This window comes from Pengzhenrongella sp., assembly GCF_036565025.1.
Lineage (GTDB): Bacteria > Actinomycetota > Actinomycetes > Actinomycetales > Cellulomonadaceae > Pengzhenrongella.
In genome coordinates this window covers 1-15,821 of sequence record NZ_DATCNW010000125.1, presented here as the reverse complement: position 1 = coordinate 15,821, position 15,821 = coordinate 1, and the positions used below count along the sequence as shown (strand labels likewise).

Here is a 15,821-nt window from a genome sequence, read left to right as displayed (position 1 = left end):
TTGACGTCCTATAGGACGTCAACGCTCGGACGTTAGGGGGGAGGTGCGCGTCGCCGACGGCGAGTTTGCCTAGCCGAGTTTGCCTAGCCCTTGGTGTGGCGCGGCGTGGCGGTCATGACTTGCCGCGGGGTGTGACGACCTGGCCCGTGGAGCTGGTCATGTACTCGGACAGGTTCCTGAACTGCGCGGTGTACGGGCGGATCTTGACCCCGTCGACCCCGTTCGCCGTCGCCAGCTCGCCGAAGCCGGACGTCTGCATCGCGACCTTCAGGATGTTGGTCGCGCTGCGCTGCAGGTCACCGAGGCGCAGGTTGTAGCCGGTGGCCGGGTAGCTCCCCTTGATGACCACCGTGTAGGACACGACCGGGCTGGTGGCGTCCGACGGGTCCTGGTGCACGACGTCGCCGATCGAGATCGCCGCCTTCTGCGTCGCGTTCAGGGCGGTGCTCGCCGGGGCGAGCAGACCCGTCAGGGCGGCGTACGCATTCGCCACCGAGCCGTAGGCGGGCACCGGGGTGAACACCTCGTTGTTGATCGCGTCCCGGCTGGTCTCGCCGGAGAGCGGTACCTGGGACAGGTCGGTGCCCTTGTCCACGGTCGTCCTGATCGTCTGGTCCCCGTCCGCTGAGAGGGTCAGACTGCCGAGGCTCCAGACGTAGGTCGTCCACTTGAGCTCGCCGAACGTCGTCGTCGACTTGTTGTACGCGGGCAGTCCGGTCAGGTCGAGCGTCGGGACGACCTTCTTGAGGGAGGCGACGACCTGGCCCGGGTTGTTCCCCGGCTCGACCAGGTCGTTGCCGGCGTACTGGACGGCGAGGATCCCGGCCTGGTCCACGGAGGTCCAGTCGGTCATCGTCAGGCCTTTGAAGCCCCACTCCCCGCGCAGGATGTTCGTGTCGAGGTCGTACGAGCCTGCGGTGTGCCGGCCGTTGACCTTGTTGTAGGAGGTCATGACGGCCATGGGCTGTGCGCTCGTGACCGCAATCTCGAAGCCCTTGAGGTAGATCTCGCGAAGCGCCCGCTCGCCGATCACGGCGTCGGTCGTGTTGCGGTCCGTCTCCTGGTTGTTGGCGACGAAGTGCTTGATCGTGACGCCGACCCCCGGGTTGCTCTGCACGCCCTTGGTCGCTGCCGCGGAGGTGAGACCGGCGACCAGCGGATCCTCGGCGTAGTACTCGAAATTGCGTCCGTTGAGCGGGTCGCGGTGGATGTTCATGCCCGGAGCGAGCCAGAGCGTGACTCCGAACTCCTTCATCTCCGCACCGATGGCCGCGCCGACCTGGGTGACCACGCCGGGATCCCAGGACTGGGCGAGCAGGGTCCCGATCGGCCACGCAGTGGCGAACTGATAGGTCGCCGGGGTCGTCGCGAGCTGCTTGGTGAGGCGAAGGCCGGCCGGTCCGTCAGAGAGGGTCATCGCCGGCAGGCCGGCGCTCTCGTACTTCGCGGTCGTATAGCCCGCGGCGCCGTCGGCCGACTTCGTGGATCCGGCGGCCTTCGAGCCCTCGACGATGGTGGCGAGCTGGGTGGTGCTCAGCCCGGCGACGAACTGCTCGATCGTCGCCTTCTTCTTGAGCACGTCGTAGAGCGTGGTGCCCGCCTTTGTGCGGACGTACTTCGCCGTCTCGCCCGTCTTGGTGACGTACGGCGCGCCCGTGCCCTCCCAATCGGTGCTGTTGCGGTCGAGGTACGCGGTCGTCGAGGAGATCTTCGCCCCGTCGATCGCGGAGTACGGCGACGAGGGGTCGACCGCGACCGACTGGTCGTACTTCGAGGTGTTCTGCTCAGCCCGGAAGCCCTTGGTGCTCAGGTTGACGAGCCGTGCCTTCGCGATCTCGGCGTGCTGGGACGCGTAGCCGTAGAACTCGGACGGCGAGCTGGTGAGCTCGGTGGCCGGGGCGGTGTCGTTCTGCTGGTTCGACAGCTGCTGCGTCACGGTCGTCTTCTTGAGGTTCAGCCGTGCCGCGACGTGGGTGTCACGCGAGGACGTACCGACACGGATCAGGTAGTCGCCCGCGTCCATGACATAGGCGGCCTTCGCAACGTCGTAGGAGGACATCTGCGTCGTGTCGAACCTGATCGTCACGGTCTGGGACGCGCCCGGCGCGAGAGCGGCGGTCTTCGCGTACCCGGCCAGCTCCTGGTAGGGCTTGTCCAGGCCCGTCTGGGGCGCTGAGAAATAGGCCTGGACCACCTGCTTTCCGGTGGCCGCGCGGCCGGTGTTCGTGACCTTGGCCTTGACCGTCACCGCCTTCATGTCCGCGGTGACGGTCTGGGCATCGATCCTGAAGTGGGCGTACGACAGTCCGTAGCCGAACGGGTAGTTCACGACGCCTGCCGGGTCGGCGGCGTTGATCGACCTGTACTTCGAGTCGAAGTAGCGGTATCCGACGTAGATGCCCTCGCTGTACTGCTCGTGCAGGGGATCGCCGTCGTTCGACGCGAAGGTCGCGGCCGCAGGGTACTGGGCATAGCTGGAGGCCCAGGTGTCGGTGAGCTTGCCGGACGGGGTGACGGTGCCGTTGAGGATCTCCGTCAGCGCGTTGCCCGACTCCTGCCCGGCCTGGCTCATGAGGAGCAGGGAGTCGAGCGCATCGTGGCCGGCGGGATCGGTCGCTGCGGCGTTGATCTGCTTGAAGAACGACGTGTCGACGACTCCGCCGACGTTGAGCACCACAACGGTGTTCTTGTACGTCTGCCCGATCAGTTTGAGGTCCGCACGCTCGACGTCGGTCAGCAGGTAGTCACCGGGCCCGGAGGTCCGGTCCGCGCCCTCGCCCGAGTTGCGGGCGACGACGTAGATCGCCGTGTCGGTCGGTGCGGTGGGCGCCACGGTGGCGGGGGTCAGCAGCTGCTCGACGGAGGAGTAGTCGATGGCAGGTTTGCCGAAACCGCCGCTGCCACTGGGGTACTTCGCGTCGTACGCGGCGACCATCGCCTGGTAGTACGCGTCGCTGGTCGTGATCGGGTACCCGGCGTTCTCGAGGCCCTTGCGGATCGAGACCGTGTACCGGTTGTTGACCTCGCCGGAGCCGGTGCCACCCGCGACGGTCTTGTGCGCGCCGACACCGAAGAGGGCGACGTTGCCGGTCTTCGGCATCGGCAGCGCCTTGTTCTGGTTCTCCAGCAGCACCATCCCCTGGGTCGCCGCGGCCTTCGAGCGCTGGGCGTTCTGCAGCTCGAGCGCGCTGGGCCCCGGGTCGGTCGTCGCTGCGCCCGCGCTGACCGTGCCGGCCAGTACGAGCGCGGCCGCCACCGCCATGGGCAGTGCGGACCGTCGGATTGCGAACCTTCGGCGTGATGGATGCATGGAGTTGTCCTCTCTGACAACGCGGCATTTCGGGCACATCGGGTAAAGCGAACGGCCTGCCCTCATCGGCATTCCGGCCGCATCCATTTTGTTCAAGAACGCGACGAAATTGAAGGTACAAGGCTTCTTTCGGTGTGTCAAAGGCTCAAAAAGGACCAATATGTGAGTCTTTTCAGCCCATGCAGGAACATTTAATCGGACCACTTTGGCGGTAATTGCGGTGGCCGGTCACCTAGAGTTCGGACCATGACGACAGCTGCCGATCGTCCAGCTCCGCGGGACCGGACCCGGGAGGAGCTCTACCTGCTCATCCGGTCCGGACGCGAGGTCACCCGTTCCGAGCTCGCCCGGGTGACCGGCATGTCTCGCAGCACCGTCAACCACGCCGTGGGGCGGCTGCTCACCGACGGGCGCGTCACGGAGGTCGAGACGCAGGCCAAGGGTCGCGGCTCGGGCAGCGGCCGTCCCGCCATCAGCCTCGCGGCGGTCGCCTCGGGCGCGCCTGTCGCGGCGATCGACTTCGGCCACAGCCACATCCGGGTGGCGGTCGCCGACGCGCTCGGGCGCCCGCTGGGCGAGGAGCGTCTGGCGATCGACGTCGACGTCCACGCGGCCGAAGCCATGCGGCTCGCTGCCGGGGCGCTGACCAGGCTTCGGGAGGAGCACTCGGTCGAGAGCCTGTCCGCACTGGTCGCGGGCATCCCCGGCCCGCTCGACAGGCGCACCGGCATGGTGCGGTCGCCCACCATCCTGTCCAGCTGGGTGGGGCTCGCGCCCGCCCGGGAGCTGGAGCGGTTGCTCGACGTGCCGGTCCATGTGGAGAACGACGCGCTGCTCGGTGCCTATGGCGAGCGCACGTGCGGTTCGGGGCGCCACCACGAGGACTTCCTGTACGTCAGGGCCTCGGACGGCGTCGGCGCGGGCATGATCCTCGCCGGCGAGCCGTACAAGGGATCGAGCGGTCTCGCCGGCGAGATCGGGCACACCGCGCTGCCCGGTCGCTCCGAGCTGTGCCGGTGCGGAAACCGCGGCTGTCTCGAGGCCGTGGTGTCCGTCCGCGCGATCCGCGAGCAGCTCGCCCACACGCACCCCACGATCGACCCCGGCGCAATCGACATCGGATCGTTCGACGACGCCATCGCCGAGCGCATCCTCAACGAGGCTGGCCGGACGCTGGGCAGCGTGCTCGCCCACCTGTGCAACCTGCTGAACCCGTCGGCGCTGATCATCGGCGGCGAGCTCGGCTGCGTCGGGGCACCCCTCATCGACGGCGTGCACTCCTCGATGGGGCGCTACGCGCAACCCGCGACCGGCGCGGCGATCGAGATCGTTCCCGCGGAGCTCGGCGTGCGCGCCGAGATCACCGGCGCCCTTCAGCTCGCCGTGACGCTGGCGTCCCGATGACCGCCGACGACGACGCTCTGGTCCGCGCCCTCGTCGACCTCGCCGAGGTGGTGGACGGCATGAACGCGGCGGTGCGGCAGCGGGCGGAGAAGCGGCGCGACCAGACGCTGATCCCTGTGGTCGAGGTGCGGGTCCTGCGGGACGTCCTGCGTCACCCGGATTCGAGCGTCGGGGCGATCGCTGCGTCCACCGGCCTGCCTGCGAGCGACGTCGCCGCGGCGGCAGGATCGCTCGGACGGCGCGGCCTCCTCGCACGCGAGGCGACCGGCACCACTGCGCAGACAAGCAGGTTTCGGGCGACGCCGTCGGCCGTCGACCTGCGGGACACGGCCCGCGAGGTGTCGGCCCAGACGCTGCGCTACGCGCTCGCGGGCATCAGCTCGGCCAACGTGGCCGAGCTCGAGGCTGCCGCACGCGGACTCGGCGCGCTCGGTGCCGCACTGGGCTGGCAGGACATCCACGATTCGTACCGCGACGGCTGACGTCGACCATCGTCGCGCTAATGCAGGGCGGCGAACACCTCGCCCAGCAGGACGTCGAGATCGAGCACCCCGTCCGACGTCGCCCACGCGTCGACCGCACCGCCTTGCCCATCGCGGGCGACGACGACGCGGCAAAGCAGGCGGTGGTCCGATTCCTCGACGCCATCGGTTACGACAGCCTCGACCTCGGACCTCTCGCCGAGGGATGGCGGACCGAGCCGGGCACGCCGCTGGCGGTCGCGCCCTACTTTCGCGATCCGACGCCCGCAAGCACTCACCCGTACCAGCGATTCCTGGACGCAGAGACGGTTCCGGTGCCGATCGAGGACGCCCGGCGGCTGGCGCAGGCCGCCACGCGAGCGTGAGTTGCCACCTCCCCACGCCGGCCGCGAACTGGGAGTTGTTGTCGTCTTTCCGCCGCCGCGACGACAACAATTCCTAGTTCGATGCGAAAGGAGCGACGACGACGATCGTTTCGCGACTGCGGGCGATTACAGGAGGTCTTTGGCGATCTCCGCTTTGGCGCGCTGCTCCTGCTCTAGGGTGGCGGCCCAGCTTGCTAGGAGGTTGAGGGCGTCCTGGGTCGGCGAGCCGGGTTCGGCTGTGTACACGATCATGGTCAGTCCTGGGTCGGTGCGGAGCTCGAGCGCCTCGTAGGTCACGTCGAGGTGACCGACGACGGGGTGGTGCAGCTTCTTGGTCCCCGTGCTGTGGAACAGCACGTTGTGCGCCGCCCACCTGGTCCGGAACTCCTCGCTCCGGGTCGACAGCTCACCCACGAGGTCGGTCAGCGCACGGTCGTAGGGGCTGCGGCCAGCCTCGGCGCGCAGCACCGCGACCATGTCGCTGGCGACGCGTTCCCAGTCGGGGTAGAACTCGGCGGCCCGCGGGTCCAGGAAGGTGAACCGGGCCGTGTTGGCCGGCTGCGCCGGGCTGTCGATGACCGGTGCGTAGAGCGCGCGACCCAGGGAGTTGGTAGCCACGACGTCGGCCCGGCCGTTGCGCACCCAGGCCGGCGCGTTGATCGTGTCGAGGACCCGCTGCACGCTCGGGCGCACCTGCTTCGAAGCCGGGCGGCGGCGGGGTCTGGCGCTGGCGCTCGTGGCATGGGCCAGGTCGAACAGGTGGGCGCGCTCGGCGTCGTCGAGCTGCAGCGCGCGGGAGAGGGCCTCCAGGACACCGTCGGACGCGCCGGTGAGGTCGCCCCGTTCGAGGCGGATGTAGTAGTCGACACTGACCCCGGAGAGCATCGCGACCTCTTCGCGGCGCAGCCCGGGGACGCGCCGGTTCCCGCCGTAGGCAGGCAGGCCCGCCTGCTGCGGGGTGATCCTGGCCCGACGGGTCGCCAGGAACTCTCGGATCTCGGTGCGGTTGTCCACTCAGCGAGCGTACGAGCGCGCCCGCGAGCGTGGGAGGCCCTGCCGGTACCTGCCTCGACAGGCCCTGCCACCTCTCACCGGACCGGGGTTTCCTTGCAGCATGCCCTCTCCCGTACCCACGTCTTCTCCATCGGTGGCGGCGCCGCGCACCAACGCCGTGCTGGCTGTCATCCTCATCAGCTACTTCATGCTCGTGCTGGACGTCTCCATCGTCATCGCGGCGCTGCCGCAGATCCGCGCCGACCTCGGCTTCACGGCCACCGGCCTGTCCTGGGTGCAGAGCGCGTACCTGCTGGCGTTCGGTGGCCTGCTGCTGCTCGGGGCCCGCGCCGGTGACCTGCTCGGACGCCGACGCATGTTCGTCGTCGGGTTGGGGCTGTTCACCGCGGCCTCGCTCGTGATCGGCCTGGCGGTGTCGCCGGCGATGCTGATCGCGGCCCGCGCGGTGCAGGGCGTCGGTGCCGCGGTGCTGGCGCCCTCCACGCTGGCGCTGCTGCAGACCACCTTCCGGGAGGGGCCCGACCGCACCCGGGCGCTGGGCTACTACGGCGCCGTCGCGGGAGTCGGTGCGAGCGTGGGCCTGGTCGCGGGTGGGGTCCTGACGGACCTGATCTCGTGGCGCGTCGGATTCTTCATCAACGTGCCGCTCGGCATCGTCCTGTTGATCGCCGCGACGCGCGTGCTGCCCGAGACCGTGCGCCACCGGGGTCGGCTCGACCTGCCCGGCGCCGTCACCTCGACGCTCGGGCTGAGCGCGCTCGTGTACGGCCTCGTCCGCTCCGCCGACGCCGGCTGGACCGACCCGCTGACCCTCGCGGCCCTCGTGGCGGGGGTCGCGCTCGTCGCCGGGTTCCTCCTGCACGAGCGCCGCGCCGCGCAGCCCATCCTGCCGCTGCGGGTGTTCGCCAGCCGGCAGCGGTCCGGGGCCTACGCCGCGCGGTTCCTGTTCCTCGGCGCGATGGTCGGCTTCTGGTTCTTCACCGCCCAGTTCCTCCAGGGCGTCCTCGGGTACAGCCCGACCATGGCCGGGCTGGCGTTCCTGCCGACGACGGTCGTCAACTTCGCCGCGGCGATGGCGGTGCCGCGCCTGATCCGCCGGTTTGGCAACACCGTGCTGATGGTGACCGGCCTGGTCATCTCGACGCTCGGGGCGGCCTGGCTCACCCAGCTGACCAGCGCCACGCCCTACCTGACCGGGATCGCGCTGCCCATGGTCCTGATCGGCCTCGGCCAGGGCCTGGCGCTGACCCCGCTGACCACGGCGGGCGTCGCCGGCGTGCCGGCGCGGGACGCCGGGGCTGCCTCCGGCGCGGTGAACGTCGCCCACCAGCTCGGCGGCTCGTTGGGGCTCGCCGTGCTCGTCACGGTCGCGGCCGCCGCGGGCCAGGGCGTCACCGATGCCCCCGCGCTGCTCGCCGACCAGGTGGCCGCCACGTTCGACGCCGGCGCGCTGATGCTCGCGGTCGCCGTCGTGATCGCGGTGGCGACCCGCACCCGCCGTCGGCCCGCGTGGCAGGACCGCGAGCTCGAGGACCTCCTGGCGGCCGAGCCGGCCGCTCGCGCAGTCCACGCGTAGCCCTGATCTGCGGCAGCGACCTGTGGCCGTTCGGCTCCCTGACCGCCTCGGCCACGGGCCGCAGGATGGGGCACGAGTTCCTCGGCGTCGTCGAGGAGCTCGGCGCCGACGTGTCCGGACTGCGCAAGGGTGACCTCGTCGTGGCGCCCTTCGTATGGGCCGACAACACGTGCGATTTCTGCCGCGAGGGGCTGCAGACCTCGTGCCGTCACCGGCAGCCTGTACTTCGTCCCCACCGTCGACTTCCTCGACGACCCGGCCGGTGCCTGACCGCGTTGGCACACTGAGCGGATGCCTGACGAACAAGCGCTGATCCGCACTGCTCGCATCGACGACGGCGACGGCGTCTGGCCCCTCGCCCGGGACTTCGCCGGCTCGTTCGAACCCCGACGCGACGCCTTCGACGCCTCCTGGGCTCAGCTGGTCGGCGCGCCACACACGCTCCTGCTCGTCGCAGAGACCCCTGAACGCGCGGTCGCCGGCTACCTGCTCGGCAGCAGTCATCTCACGTTCCTCGCCAACGGCCCGGTCGCCTGGGTCGAGGAGCTCATGGTCGACGAAAAAGCTCGGCACCTCGGCATCGGACGCCGCCTCATGGAACACGCCGAGACATGGGCGCAATCCATCGGTGCCGCCTACGTCGCCCTCGCCAGCCGCCGGGCCGGGCCGTTCTACCTCGCCCTCGACTACGAAGACTCCGCGGTCTTCTACAAGAAGACGCTGGCCTGAGTTCGGCACCAGGTATTGACGCCTACGGCCGCGCCGATTTCTACTGGTTGCATGGACCATGCAACCGTGGGGACGACGAGCGACCGTGAGCTCGCCACCGCCCTCTACACCGTGGTGCACCAGCTGTCCCGGCTCCCGGTGAACGCCGCCGTCGACAAGGCCGGCATCGCGGTCATGTTCGACCTGCACCAGCTCGGCACGGTCCGACCCTCGGATCTGGCCGCGCACATGCACCTCGATCTGTCGACCATCAGCAGGCACCTGCGCGCTCTCGAGCAGCAGGGCATGGTGTGGCGCACCGCCGACCTCGCCGATGCCCGGGCCCAGCGCGTCAGCCTCACCGCTCGCGGCGGCGAGGTGCTGACCCAGCTCCTGGACAACCGCGCAGCGGCGATCCGCGACTCGATCACCCACTGGCCCCCGGATGACCGGCGCACCCTGAGTGAACTCCTGCGCAGGCTGGCGGACGATCTGCGACACACCTCCGAGCCGCACACACCTGCCCGCAACGAAACCCGAACCGACGAGAGGACGGAGTAGCCGTGGCCGACCCCATCACCGACGCCGCCGGCCAGCCCGGCGGCGTCGTACCCGCCCGCTTCACGCACCGCCAGATCCTGGAAATCCTCACCGGTCTGATGACCGGGATGCTGCTGGCCGCCCTCGACCAGACAATCGTGTCCACCGCGCTGCCCACGATCGTCGGCGACCTCGGGGGCCTCAAGCACCTGTCCTGGGTGGTGACGGCCTATCTGCTCGCCTCGACATCGTCCACGCCGCTGTACGGGAAGATCTCCGACCTGTACGGCCGCAAGCCGCTGTTCCGGTTCGCCATCGTCGTGTTCCTCATCGGCTCGGCGCTCGCCGGGCTGTCCCAGTCGATGGGCCAGCTCATCGCGGCGCGGGCGGTGCAGGGCCTCGGGGCCGGCGGCCTGATGGCGCTGGCGTTCGCGATCATCGGCGACGTCATCCCGCCGCGGGAACGCGGCCGCTACCAGGGCTATTTCGGGGCGGTGTTCGCGGTGTCGTCGGTTGCCGGACCGCTGCTCGGCGGCTTCTTCGTCGACCACCTGTCCTGGCACTGGATCTTCTTCATCAACATCCCGCTGGGCCTCGTCGCGCTCGTCGTGACCGACCGGGCGCTGAGTGGGCTGCGGCACGTGCGCCGCGAGCACAGCATCGACTTCCTGGGCGCGGCGCTGATGGTCGCCGGGGTGAGCAGCCTGCTGCTCGGCGTCGTCCGGGGTCGTGAGGTCGGCTGGACCTCCGCCGAGATCCTCGGCCTGCTGGCAGCCGGCGTCGCGCTGTCCGTCGGGTTCGTCTGGTGGGAGTCCCGCGCGGCCGAGCCGATCCTGCCGTTGCGGCTGTTCCACAACCGGATTTTCTCGGTGGCCAGCGGGATCGGGTTCGTCATCGGTTTCGCGATGTTCGGGGCGATCGTGTTCCTGCCGGTATACCTGCAGATCGTCCGCGGGGTCTCCCCGACCCAGTCCGGGCTGGAGCTGCTGCCGCTCATGGTGGGCCTGCTGGGTGCGTCCATCCTCTCCGGGCGGCGGATCACCTCGACCGGGCGCTACAAGCGGTTCCCGGTCGTCGGGACCGCCATCACCACGCTGGCCATGGGCCTGCTGTCGACCCTGGGCGCGCAGACGCCGTACTGGCGAACGGCGCTGTTCATGGCGACCCTCGGCATCGGGATCGGTCTGGTCATGCAGGTCATCGTGCTGGCCATGCAGAACTCGGTCGACCCACGCGACATGGGGGTGGCGACGTCGTCGGCGGCGTTCTTCCGGTCGATGGGTGGCACGTTCGGGGCCGCGATCTTCGGGACGGTGCTGGCCAACCGGCTCATCTCGGAGCTCGCCTCGAGGCTGCCCGCGTCGGCGCTGCACGGGGTGGACCCCGCGCAGCTCACGGGCTCGCCGCAAGTGATCGCCGCGCTGCCGGCGGCGGTCCGTGGGCCGGTGGTCCTGTCGTTCGTGGAGTCGCTGAGCACCGTCTTCCTGACCGCTGTGCCCGTCGTTCTCGTCGCGTTCGTGCTCACCTGGTTCCTGAAGGAGATCGAGCTGCGCGACCACACCGGCGCGGAAGCGGCTCCGTAGCGTCATCCGTTTCGTCGGACCACGGACGACCGTCGAAACGCGGCTCACTACTGTGTGCTCATGCAGGAGCCTTTCGAGGTCGACGGCGCCCGACTGACCTGGCGCGGTGGTGGCGAGACGCTCGTCGTCGAGCCGTGGGGGCGAGGCAGCGTGCGGGTGCGTGCCGCACTCGGGGCCGACGTCGTCGATGCCGACTGGGCGCTCCTGCCGCCGGACGCCCGCGCGCACGACGACGCGCGGGTCGTCGTCGGGCAGGGGACGGCCACCCTGACGAACGGCGCGATCCGGGTCGTCGCGACGGCGTCGGACTTCTTCGACTCCCAGGCCGGCTACCGGCAGTTCGCCTGCCGGCTCGCGTTCTACGACGCCGACGGGCGCCTGCTGCTTCAGGAGGGCGACGACGGCGGGGCGCTCAAGCTCCGAGCGCGCACGTACTCCGCCCAGCCGGGAGGTACCTACCGGATCGGGCTGTCGCTCGAGTCCGACCCGGCCGAGAAGCTCTACGGGATGGGGCAGTACCAGCAGGACATCGGTGACATCAAGGGCTGCACGTTTGAGCTCGCGCACCGGAACTCGCAGGTCAGCGTCCCGTTCGTGCTCTCGAGCGCCGGGTACGGGTTCTTCTGGCACAACCCGGCGATCGGCCGGGCGACGTTCGCCTCGAACCGCACGGAGTGGGTGGCGGAGTCCGCCCGCCAGCTCGACTACTGGGTGACCGCGGGCTCGTCGCCGGCGCGGATCACCGCGTCCTACGCAGACGCCACCGGGCACGCGCCGATGATGCCGGAGCACGGACTCGGCTTCTGGCAGTGCAAGCTGCGGTACTGGAACCAGGGCCAACTGCTCGAGGTCGCTCGGGAGCACAAGCGCCGGGGGCTGCCGATGGACGTCATCGTGGCCGACTTCTTCCACTGGCCGAAGATGGGCGACTTCCGGTTCGAGGAGGAGTTCTGGCCGGACCCGTCGGCGATGGTGGCCGAGCTCAAGGAGCTCGGGATCGAGCTCATGGTCTCGGTGTGGCCGCAGGTGTCCCAGGAGTCGGAGAACTTCGAGGAGATGCGGCGCCGCGGCCTGCTCGTGCTGTCCAACCGGGGCATCGACGTGCAGATGCGGTTCGAGGACCCGAGCCAGTTCGTCGACGTGACGAACCCGGCGGCCCGCGCCTACCTGTGGGACAAGTGCCGGGCGAACTACGCCGGCCACGGGATCCGGCTGTTCTGGCTGGACGAGGCCGAGCCCGAGTACGGCGTGTACGACTTCGACGCCTACCGCTACCACCTCGGCCAGGTCGCCGAGGTCGGCAACCTCTACCCCCAGCTGTTCTCCCGCGCCTTCTACGACGGCATGGTCGCCGACGGCGAGCGCGAGGTCGTCAACCTGGTGCGGTGCGCCTGGGCGGGCAGCCAGCGCTACGGCGCGCTCGTCTGGTCCGGGGACATCCACTCCTCGTTCCCCTCGATGCGCCGGCAGGTGACGGCAGGCATCCACATGGGGATCGCCGGCATCCCGTGGTTCACCACCGACATCGGCGGGTTCGGCGGTGGCCGGACCGACGACCCGGCGTTCCACGAGCTGCTCGTGCGCTGGTTCCAGCTCGGCGCGTTCCTGCCGGTGATGCGCCTGCACGGGGACCGCGGCCCGAGCGAGGCCGTCGTCGCCGCCGACGGCTCGTCCCGCCTCGCGTCCGGCGCTCCGAACGAGCTGTGGAGCTTCGGGGACGAGGTGTACGAGATCCTCGAGCGGTACGTGCACCTGCGCGAGGTCCTGCGGGACTACACCCGCGGCCTGATGGCCCAGGCGCACACGGACGGTCAGCCGGTGATGCGGGCCGTGTTCCACGAGTTCCCCGACGACCCGGCGGCCTGGGACCTTGTGGACCAGTACCTGTACGGACCGGACCTGCTGATCGCCCCGGTGATGACCGCGGGCGCGGTCGCCCGGCCGGTCTACCTGCCCGCGGGGTCGCGGTGGACCAACCTGCACTCCGGCGAGGTGGCCGACGGCGGGTGCTGGCTCGACGTGGACGCTCCGCTCGGCGTCATTCCGGTGTTCGCACGCGACGGCGCACTGCCCCAGCTCGTCGGGAGGATCTGACCGTGACCGCAGCGCCGCATCCAGGGCCGGTCGCCCCGACCCGAACAGCTCAGGTCGCCTTGCGGCCGGTCGACTCGAGCGCGATCCGCGGCGGCTTCTGGTTCGCGCGCCAGGAGACGAATCGCGCCGCGGCAATCCCGGACGGTTCGCGACAGCTGCGCACCGCCGGCAATGTCGACAACCTCGTGAACGCGGCCAAGGGACTGCCTCCGCTGCGCGCCGCGACGCGCATCGACCCGGCGGCCAGCGGGTTCGACAGCGACTCTCCGGGCTATCGTGGCCCGCTTTTCATGGACTCCGACGTCTACAAATGGCTCGAGGCCGCCGCCTGGGAACAGGACCGCTCGGCGAGCGACGAGTTCGGGGCTGACAGCCGAGAGCTGATCAAGGACGTGCTGGCCGCCCAACGCACCTGCGGCTACCTCAACTCGTTCGTCCAGATCGTCACCGGGGCACCGTGGGCCGACCTGCGGATCAGCCACGAGCTGTACTGCGCCGGGCACCTGTTCCAGGCTGCGGTCGCGGCCCATCGGGCGACGGGCGACGAGACGTTGCTCGACGTCGCGTGTCGCTTCGCCGACCTGCTGACCGAGACGTTCGGTCTCGGCCGCTCGCACGACGTCGACGGGCATCCGCTCGTCGAGATGGCCCTGGTCGAGCTGTTCCGCGAGACGGGGGAGCGCCGCTACCTCGACCTCGCGCAGTTCGCCGTCGCGGCCCGCGGCCGCTCGCCGCACGACGGCGCCTACTTCTCCGACCGCGTTGCGGTCCGTGCGGCGACGACCCTCGAGGGCCACGCGGTGCGCGCGCTCTACCTCGCGGCGGGTGCGACCGACGTCGCGATCGAGACCAGCGACGAGAAACTGCTCACCGCGCTCGAGGCGCAGTGGGAGGACGTGGTCGCGTCGAAGATGTACCTCACCGGAGGGATGGGCGCGCGCTGGGACGGTGAGTCGTTCGGGGATCAGTTCGAGCTGCCGACCGAGACGGCATACGCCGAGACCTGCGCCGCGATCGCGAGCATCCAGTGGAGCTGGCGCCTGCTCCTGGCGACCGGCGGGGCGCGCTACGCCGACCTCATCGAACGGACGCTCTTCAACGGGATGCTCGCCGGCGTCTCGCTCGACGGCCAGAAGTTCTTCTACGCGAACACCCTGCAGCTTCGCCGCGATGCTGTCGTGACGACCAGCATCGACCCCGCGCTCGGCCGGCAGCGATGGTTCTCCACGGCGTGCTGCCCGCCGAACGCGATGCGCACGCTCGCCCAGCTGCAGCACTACGTCGCGACCCGCGACGCGGTCGGTGTCCAGCTCCAGCAATACGCGACGGGCACCGTCTGCGCCGAGCTCGAAAGCGGTCGGTTGGTGATCGAGGTTCAGACCGACTACCCGCACGACGGGACCATTCGCGTCACCGTCCTCGAGGCGCCCGAGGCCGCTGCCCGGATCTCGATGCGGATTCCCGCGTGGGCGGCGGGGGCTCGCCTCTCCGCCGGCGGCGAGGAGTTCGAGGCCGCCGCGGGGGAGTACGCCGTCGTCGATCGCGCCTGGCGAGCGGGCGATGTGGTGACCCTCTTCCTGCCGCTCGAGGCGCGACTGACGAGCGCGGATCCCCGGGTCGACGCCGTGCGCGGAAGTGTCGCCGTCGAACGCGGACCCGTTGTGTACTGCCTCGAACAGGTCGACCAACCCGCGTCGGTTTCGGTGGACACGCTCTCGCTCGACCGGGAGCGGTTCGAGAGCGCCGGCGCCACTGAACGGTTCGTCCCTGGACTTCTCGGCGGGACCGTCACCTTGACGCTCCCCGGCCGGTCCGACGGCGCACCGGTCGACCTGGTCGCCATCCCGTACGCCCTGTGGGCGAACCGGCGGCTCGGGCCGATGCGGGTGTGGACGCCTGACGGAGCGCCAGCACGCGACGGCGAACGGTAGCCGGGCCGCTGGGCTCAGCATCGGCCTTGCGCTCCCGTAGCGGGGCCTTCGCCCAGCCACGGCTCGGTCGCCAGCGTCGCCGGACCGTCGATTCCTAGGAGGACGTTCCCGCGGGAACGTCACAGGGTGAGCAACAAGGCTTCCCGCCGGAAGCCCGTCAAATGTCGAGCAGGCTCACCGCGGCCCCGTGAGTTCGTCACTCTCACGCCAGTTCGTCGTTTTCGACCGACGAACTCGCGCCAAAACGACGAACTCGCCCCTGATCAACGGGGCACCGCAGCACTGTGGGCGTTCCCGCGGGAACGCACCGCAACCGCTGCAGATCGAGCACGAACGCAGTCTCCGCACCCCTCTTCGGGAGTGTCGGTGGCTCCGGGTAGCGTCGGCTCATGGGCACAGACACACAGGTCAGGACCGCAATCGACGCTCTCGCGGGCGTGTCGTCGACCGGCGTGCGTCGCCGTGCCTCCCGGGGCGGGGCAGAGCGTCGACGGCGAGCCCACCGCGCGCCGCAGGCCCGCCGTCCGTCGCGCATCCACCGCCGGGCCGGGACCGACGCCGCGCTGATGTCGGCGCTCACCTCGACCGTTCCCGCGGACCTGAGCGTCCCGCAGCTCGAGGTCGCGTTGACCACCCTGGCGGGGCACCTGAACGCCGCGACGTGCCGGTTCCTGGTCCTGCTCGGGGAGTTCGACGCCCGCGAGGGGTGGGCGATGGACGGCATCGTGTCCTGCGCGCACTGGCTCACCTGGCGGTGCTCGCTGACCAACGGCGCTGCCCGCGAGCACGTCCGCGTCGCCCGCGCGATCCGCGA

General features: G+C 70.1%; 13 protein-coding genes. 11 read left to right on the top strand and 2 right to left on the bottom strand.

Going from position 1 to position 15,821, the window contains the following annotated elements:
* Positions 1-112 precede the first annotated feature (112 nt).
* Positions 113-3,262, bottom strand: coding sequence for a glycoside hydrolase family 3 protein (locus VIM26_RS07120; protein WP_331949655.1), 3,150 nt, complete (start codon positions 3,260-3,262; stop codon positions 113-115).
* Between the two features lie 294 nt (positions 3,263-3,556).
* On the opposite strand from VIM26_RS07120, the gene VIM26_RS07115 reads away from it, so the two are divergent.
* Genes VIM26_RS07115 through VIM26_RS07105 form a run of 3 tightly spaced genes read left to right on the top strand, consistent with a single transcriptional unit; the run spans position 3,557 to position 5,561 of the window.
* On the top strand, positions 3,557-4,714 hold the full coding sequence (locus VIM26_RS07115; protein ID WP_331949654.1) for an ROK family transcriptional regulator: 1,158 nt from the start codon (positions 3,557-3,559) through the stop codon (positions 4,712-4,714).
* Positions 4,711-5,196 (top strand): helix-turn-helix domain-containing protein, encoded by a 486-nt coding sequence (locus VIM26_RS07110; protein WP_331949653.1) that lies wholly within the window; start codon positions 4,711-4,713, stop codon positions 5,194-5,196. Before VIM26_RS07115 ends, VIM26_RS07110 begins: the two co-directional genes overlap by 4 nt.
* Before the next feature lie 20 nt (positions 5,197-5,216).
* On the top strand, positions 5,217-5,561 hold the full coding sequence (locus VIM26_RS07105; RefSeq protein ID WP_331949652.1) for a hypothetical protein: 345 nt from the start codon (positions 5,217-5,219) through the stop codon (positions 5,559-5,561).
* A gap of 126 nt (positions 5,562-5,687) precedes the next feature.
* On the opposite strand, the gene VIM26_RS07100 is transcribed toward VIM26_RS07105, so the two are convergent.
* Positions 5,688-6,575, bottom strand: a complete 888-nt coding sequence (locus VIM26_RS07100; RefSeq protein ID WP_331949651.1) for a helix-turn-helix transcriptional regulator — start codon at positions 6,573-6,575, stop codon at positions 5,688-5,690.
* A gap of 100 nt (positions 6,576-6,675) precedes the next feature.
* Between VIM26_RS07100 and VIM26_RS07095 the strand changes: the two genes are divergently transcribed.
* The 8 genes from VIM26_RS07095 to VIM26_RS07060 all read left to right on the top strand — a co-directional run.
* Complete coding sequence (locus VIM26_RS07095; RefSeq protein WP_331949650.1) at positions 6,676-8,151, top strand: MFS transporter; 1,476 nt, start codon at positions 6,676-6,678, stop codon at positions 8,149-8,151.
* Entirely contained in the window at positions 8,085-8,438 is a 354-nt protein-coding gene (locus VIM26_RS07090; RefSeq protein WP_331949649.1) for an alcohol dehydrogenase catalytic domain-containing protein, read from the top strand. Before VIM26_RS07095 ends, VIM26_RS07090 begins: the two co-directional genes overlap by 67 nt.
* 4 nt (positions 8,439-8,442) lie before the next feature.
* The gene (locus VIM26_RS07085) at positions 8,443-8,880 is read left to right on the top strand and encodes a GNAT family N-acetyltransferase (RefSeq protein WP_331949648.1); all 438 of its coding nucleotides are present in this window, start codon (positions 8,443-8,445) and stop codon (positions 8,878-8,880) included.
* Positions 8,881-8,931: 51 nt separating this feature from the next.
* Positions 8,932-9,420: a MarR family winged helix-turn-helix transcriptional regulator gene (locus VIM26_RS07080; RefSeq protein ID WP_331949647.1), complete on the top strand. Its 489-nt coding sequence runs from the start codon at positions 8,932-8,934 to the stop codon at positions 9,418-9,420.
* Between the two features lie 2 nt (positions 9,421-9,422).
* On the top strand, positions 9,423-10,982 hold the full coding sequence (locus VIM26_RS07075) for an MDR family MFS transporter (protein WP_331949646.1): 1,560 nt from the start codon (positions 9,423-9,425) through the stop codon (positions 10,980-10,982).
* A 60-nt stretch (positions 10,983-11,042) separates the two neighbouring features.
* Positions 11,043-13,076 carry a TIM-barrel domain-containing protein gene (locus tag VIM26_RS07070; RefSeq protein ID WP_331949645.1) on the top strand — a complete coding sequence of 678 codons (2,034 nt, stop codon included), beginning with the start codon at positions 11,043-11,045 and terminating at the stop codon, positions 13,074-13,076.
* 2 nt (positions 13,077-13,078) lie between these two features.
* Positions 13,079-15,007, top strand: a complete 1,929-nt coding sequence (locus VIM26_RS07065) for a glycoside hydrolase family 127 protein (protein WP_331949644.1) — start codon at positions 13,079-13,081, stop codon at positions 15,005-15,007.
* A 389-nt stretch (positions 15,008-15,396) separates the two neighbouring features.
* Positions 15,397-15,821 (top strand): hypothetical protein (locus VIM26_RS07060; RefSeq protein ID WP_331949643.1); only part of this gene is annotated, 425 nt, incomplete at its 3' end.

Bases quoted from the DNA above. Each gene is read 5' to 3' on its own strand.
- VIM26_RS07080 (WP_331949647.1), top strand. From the start codon at position 8,932: ATGGACCATGCAACCGTGGGGACGACGAGCGACCGTGAGCTCGCCACC.
- VIM26_RS07095 (WP_331949650.1), top strand. From the start codon at position 6,676: ATGCCCTCTCCCGTACCCACGTCTTCTCCATCGGTGGCGGCGCCGCGC.
- VIM26_RS07085 (WP_331949648.1), top strand. From the start codon at position 8,443: ATGCCTGACGAACAAGCGCTGATCCGCACTGCTCGCATCGACGACGGC.
- VIM26_RS07105 (WP_331949652.1), top strand. From the start codon at position 5,217: ATGCAGGGCGGCGAACACCTCGCCCAGCAGGACGTCGAGATCGAGCAC.
- VIM26_RS07110 (WP_331949653.1), top strand. From the start codon at position 4,711: ATGACCGCCGACGACGACGCTCTGGTCCGCGCCCTCGTCGACCTCGCC.
- VIM26_RS07115 (WP_331949654.1), top strand. From the start codon at position 3,557: ATGACGACAGCTGCCGATCGTCCAGCTCCGCGGGACCGGACCCGGGAG.
- VIM26_RS07070 (WP_331949645.1), top strand. From the start codon at position 11,043: ATGCAGGAGCCTTTCGAGGTCGACGGCGCCCGACTGACCTGGCGCGGT.
- VIM26_RS07120 (WP_331949655.1), bottom strand. From the start codon at position 3,262: ATGGCGGTGGCGGCCGCGCTCGTACTGGCCGGCACGGTCAGCGCGGGC.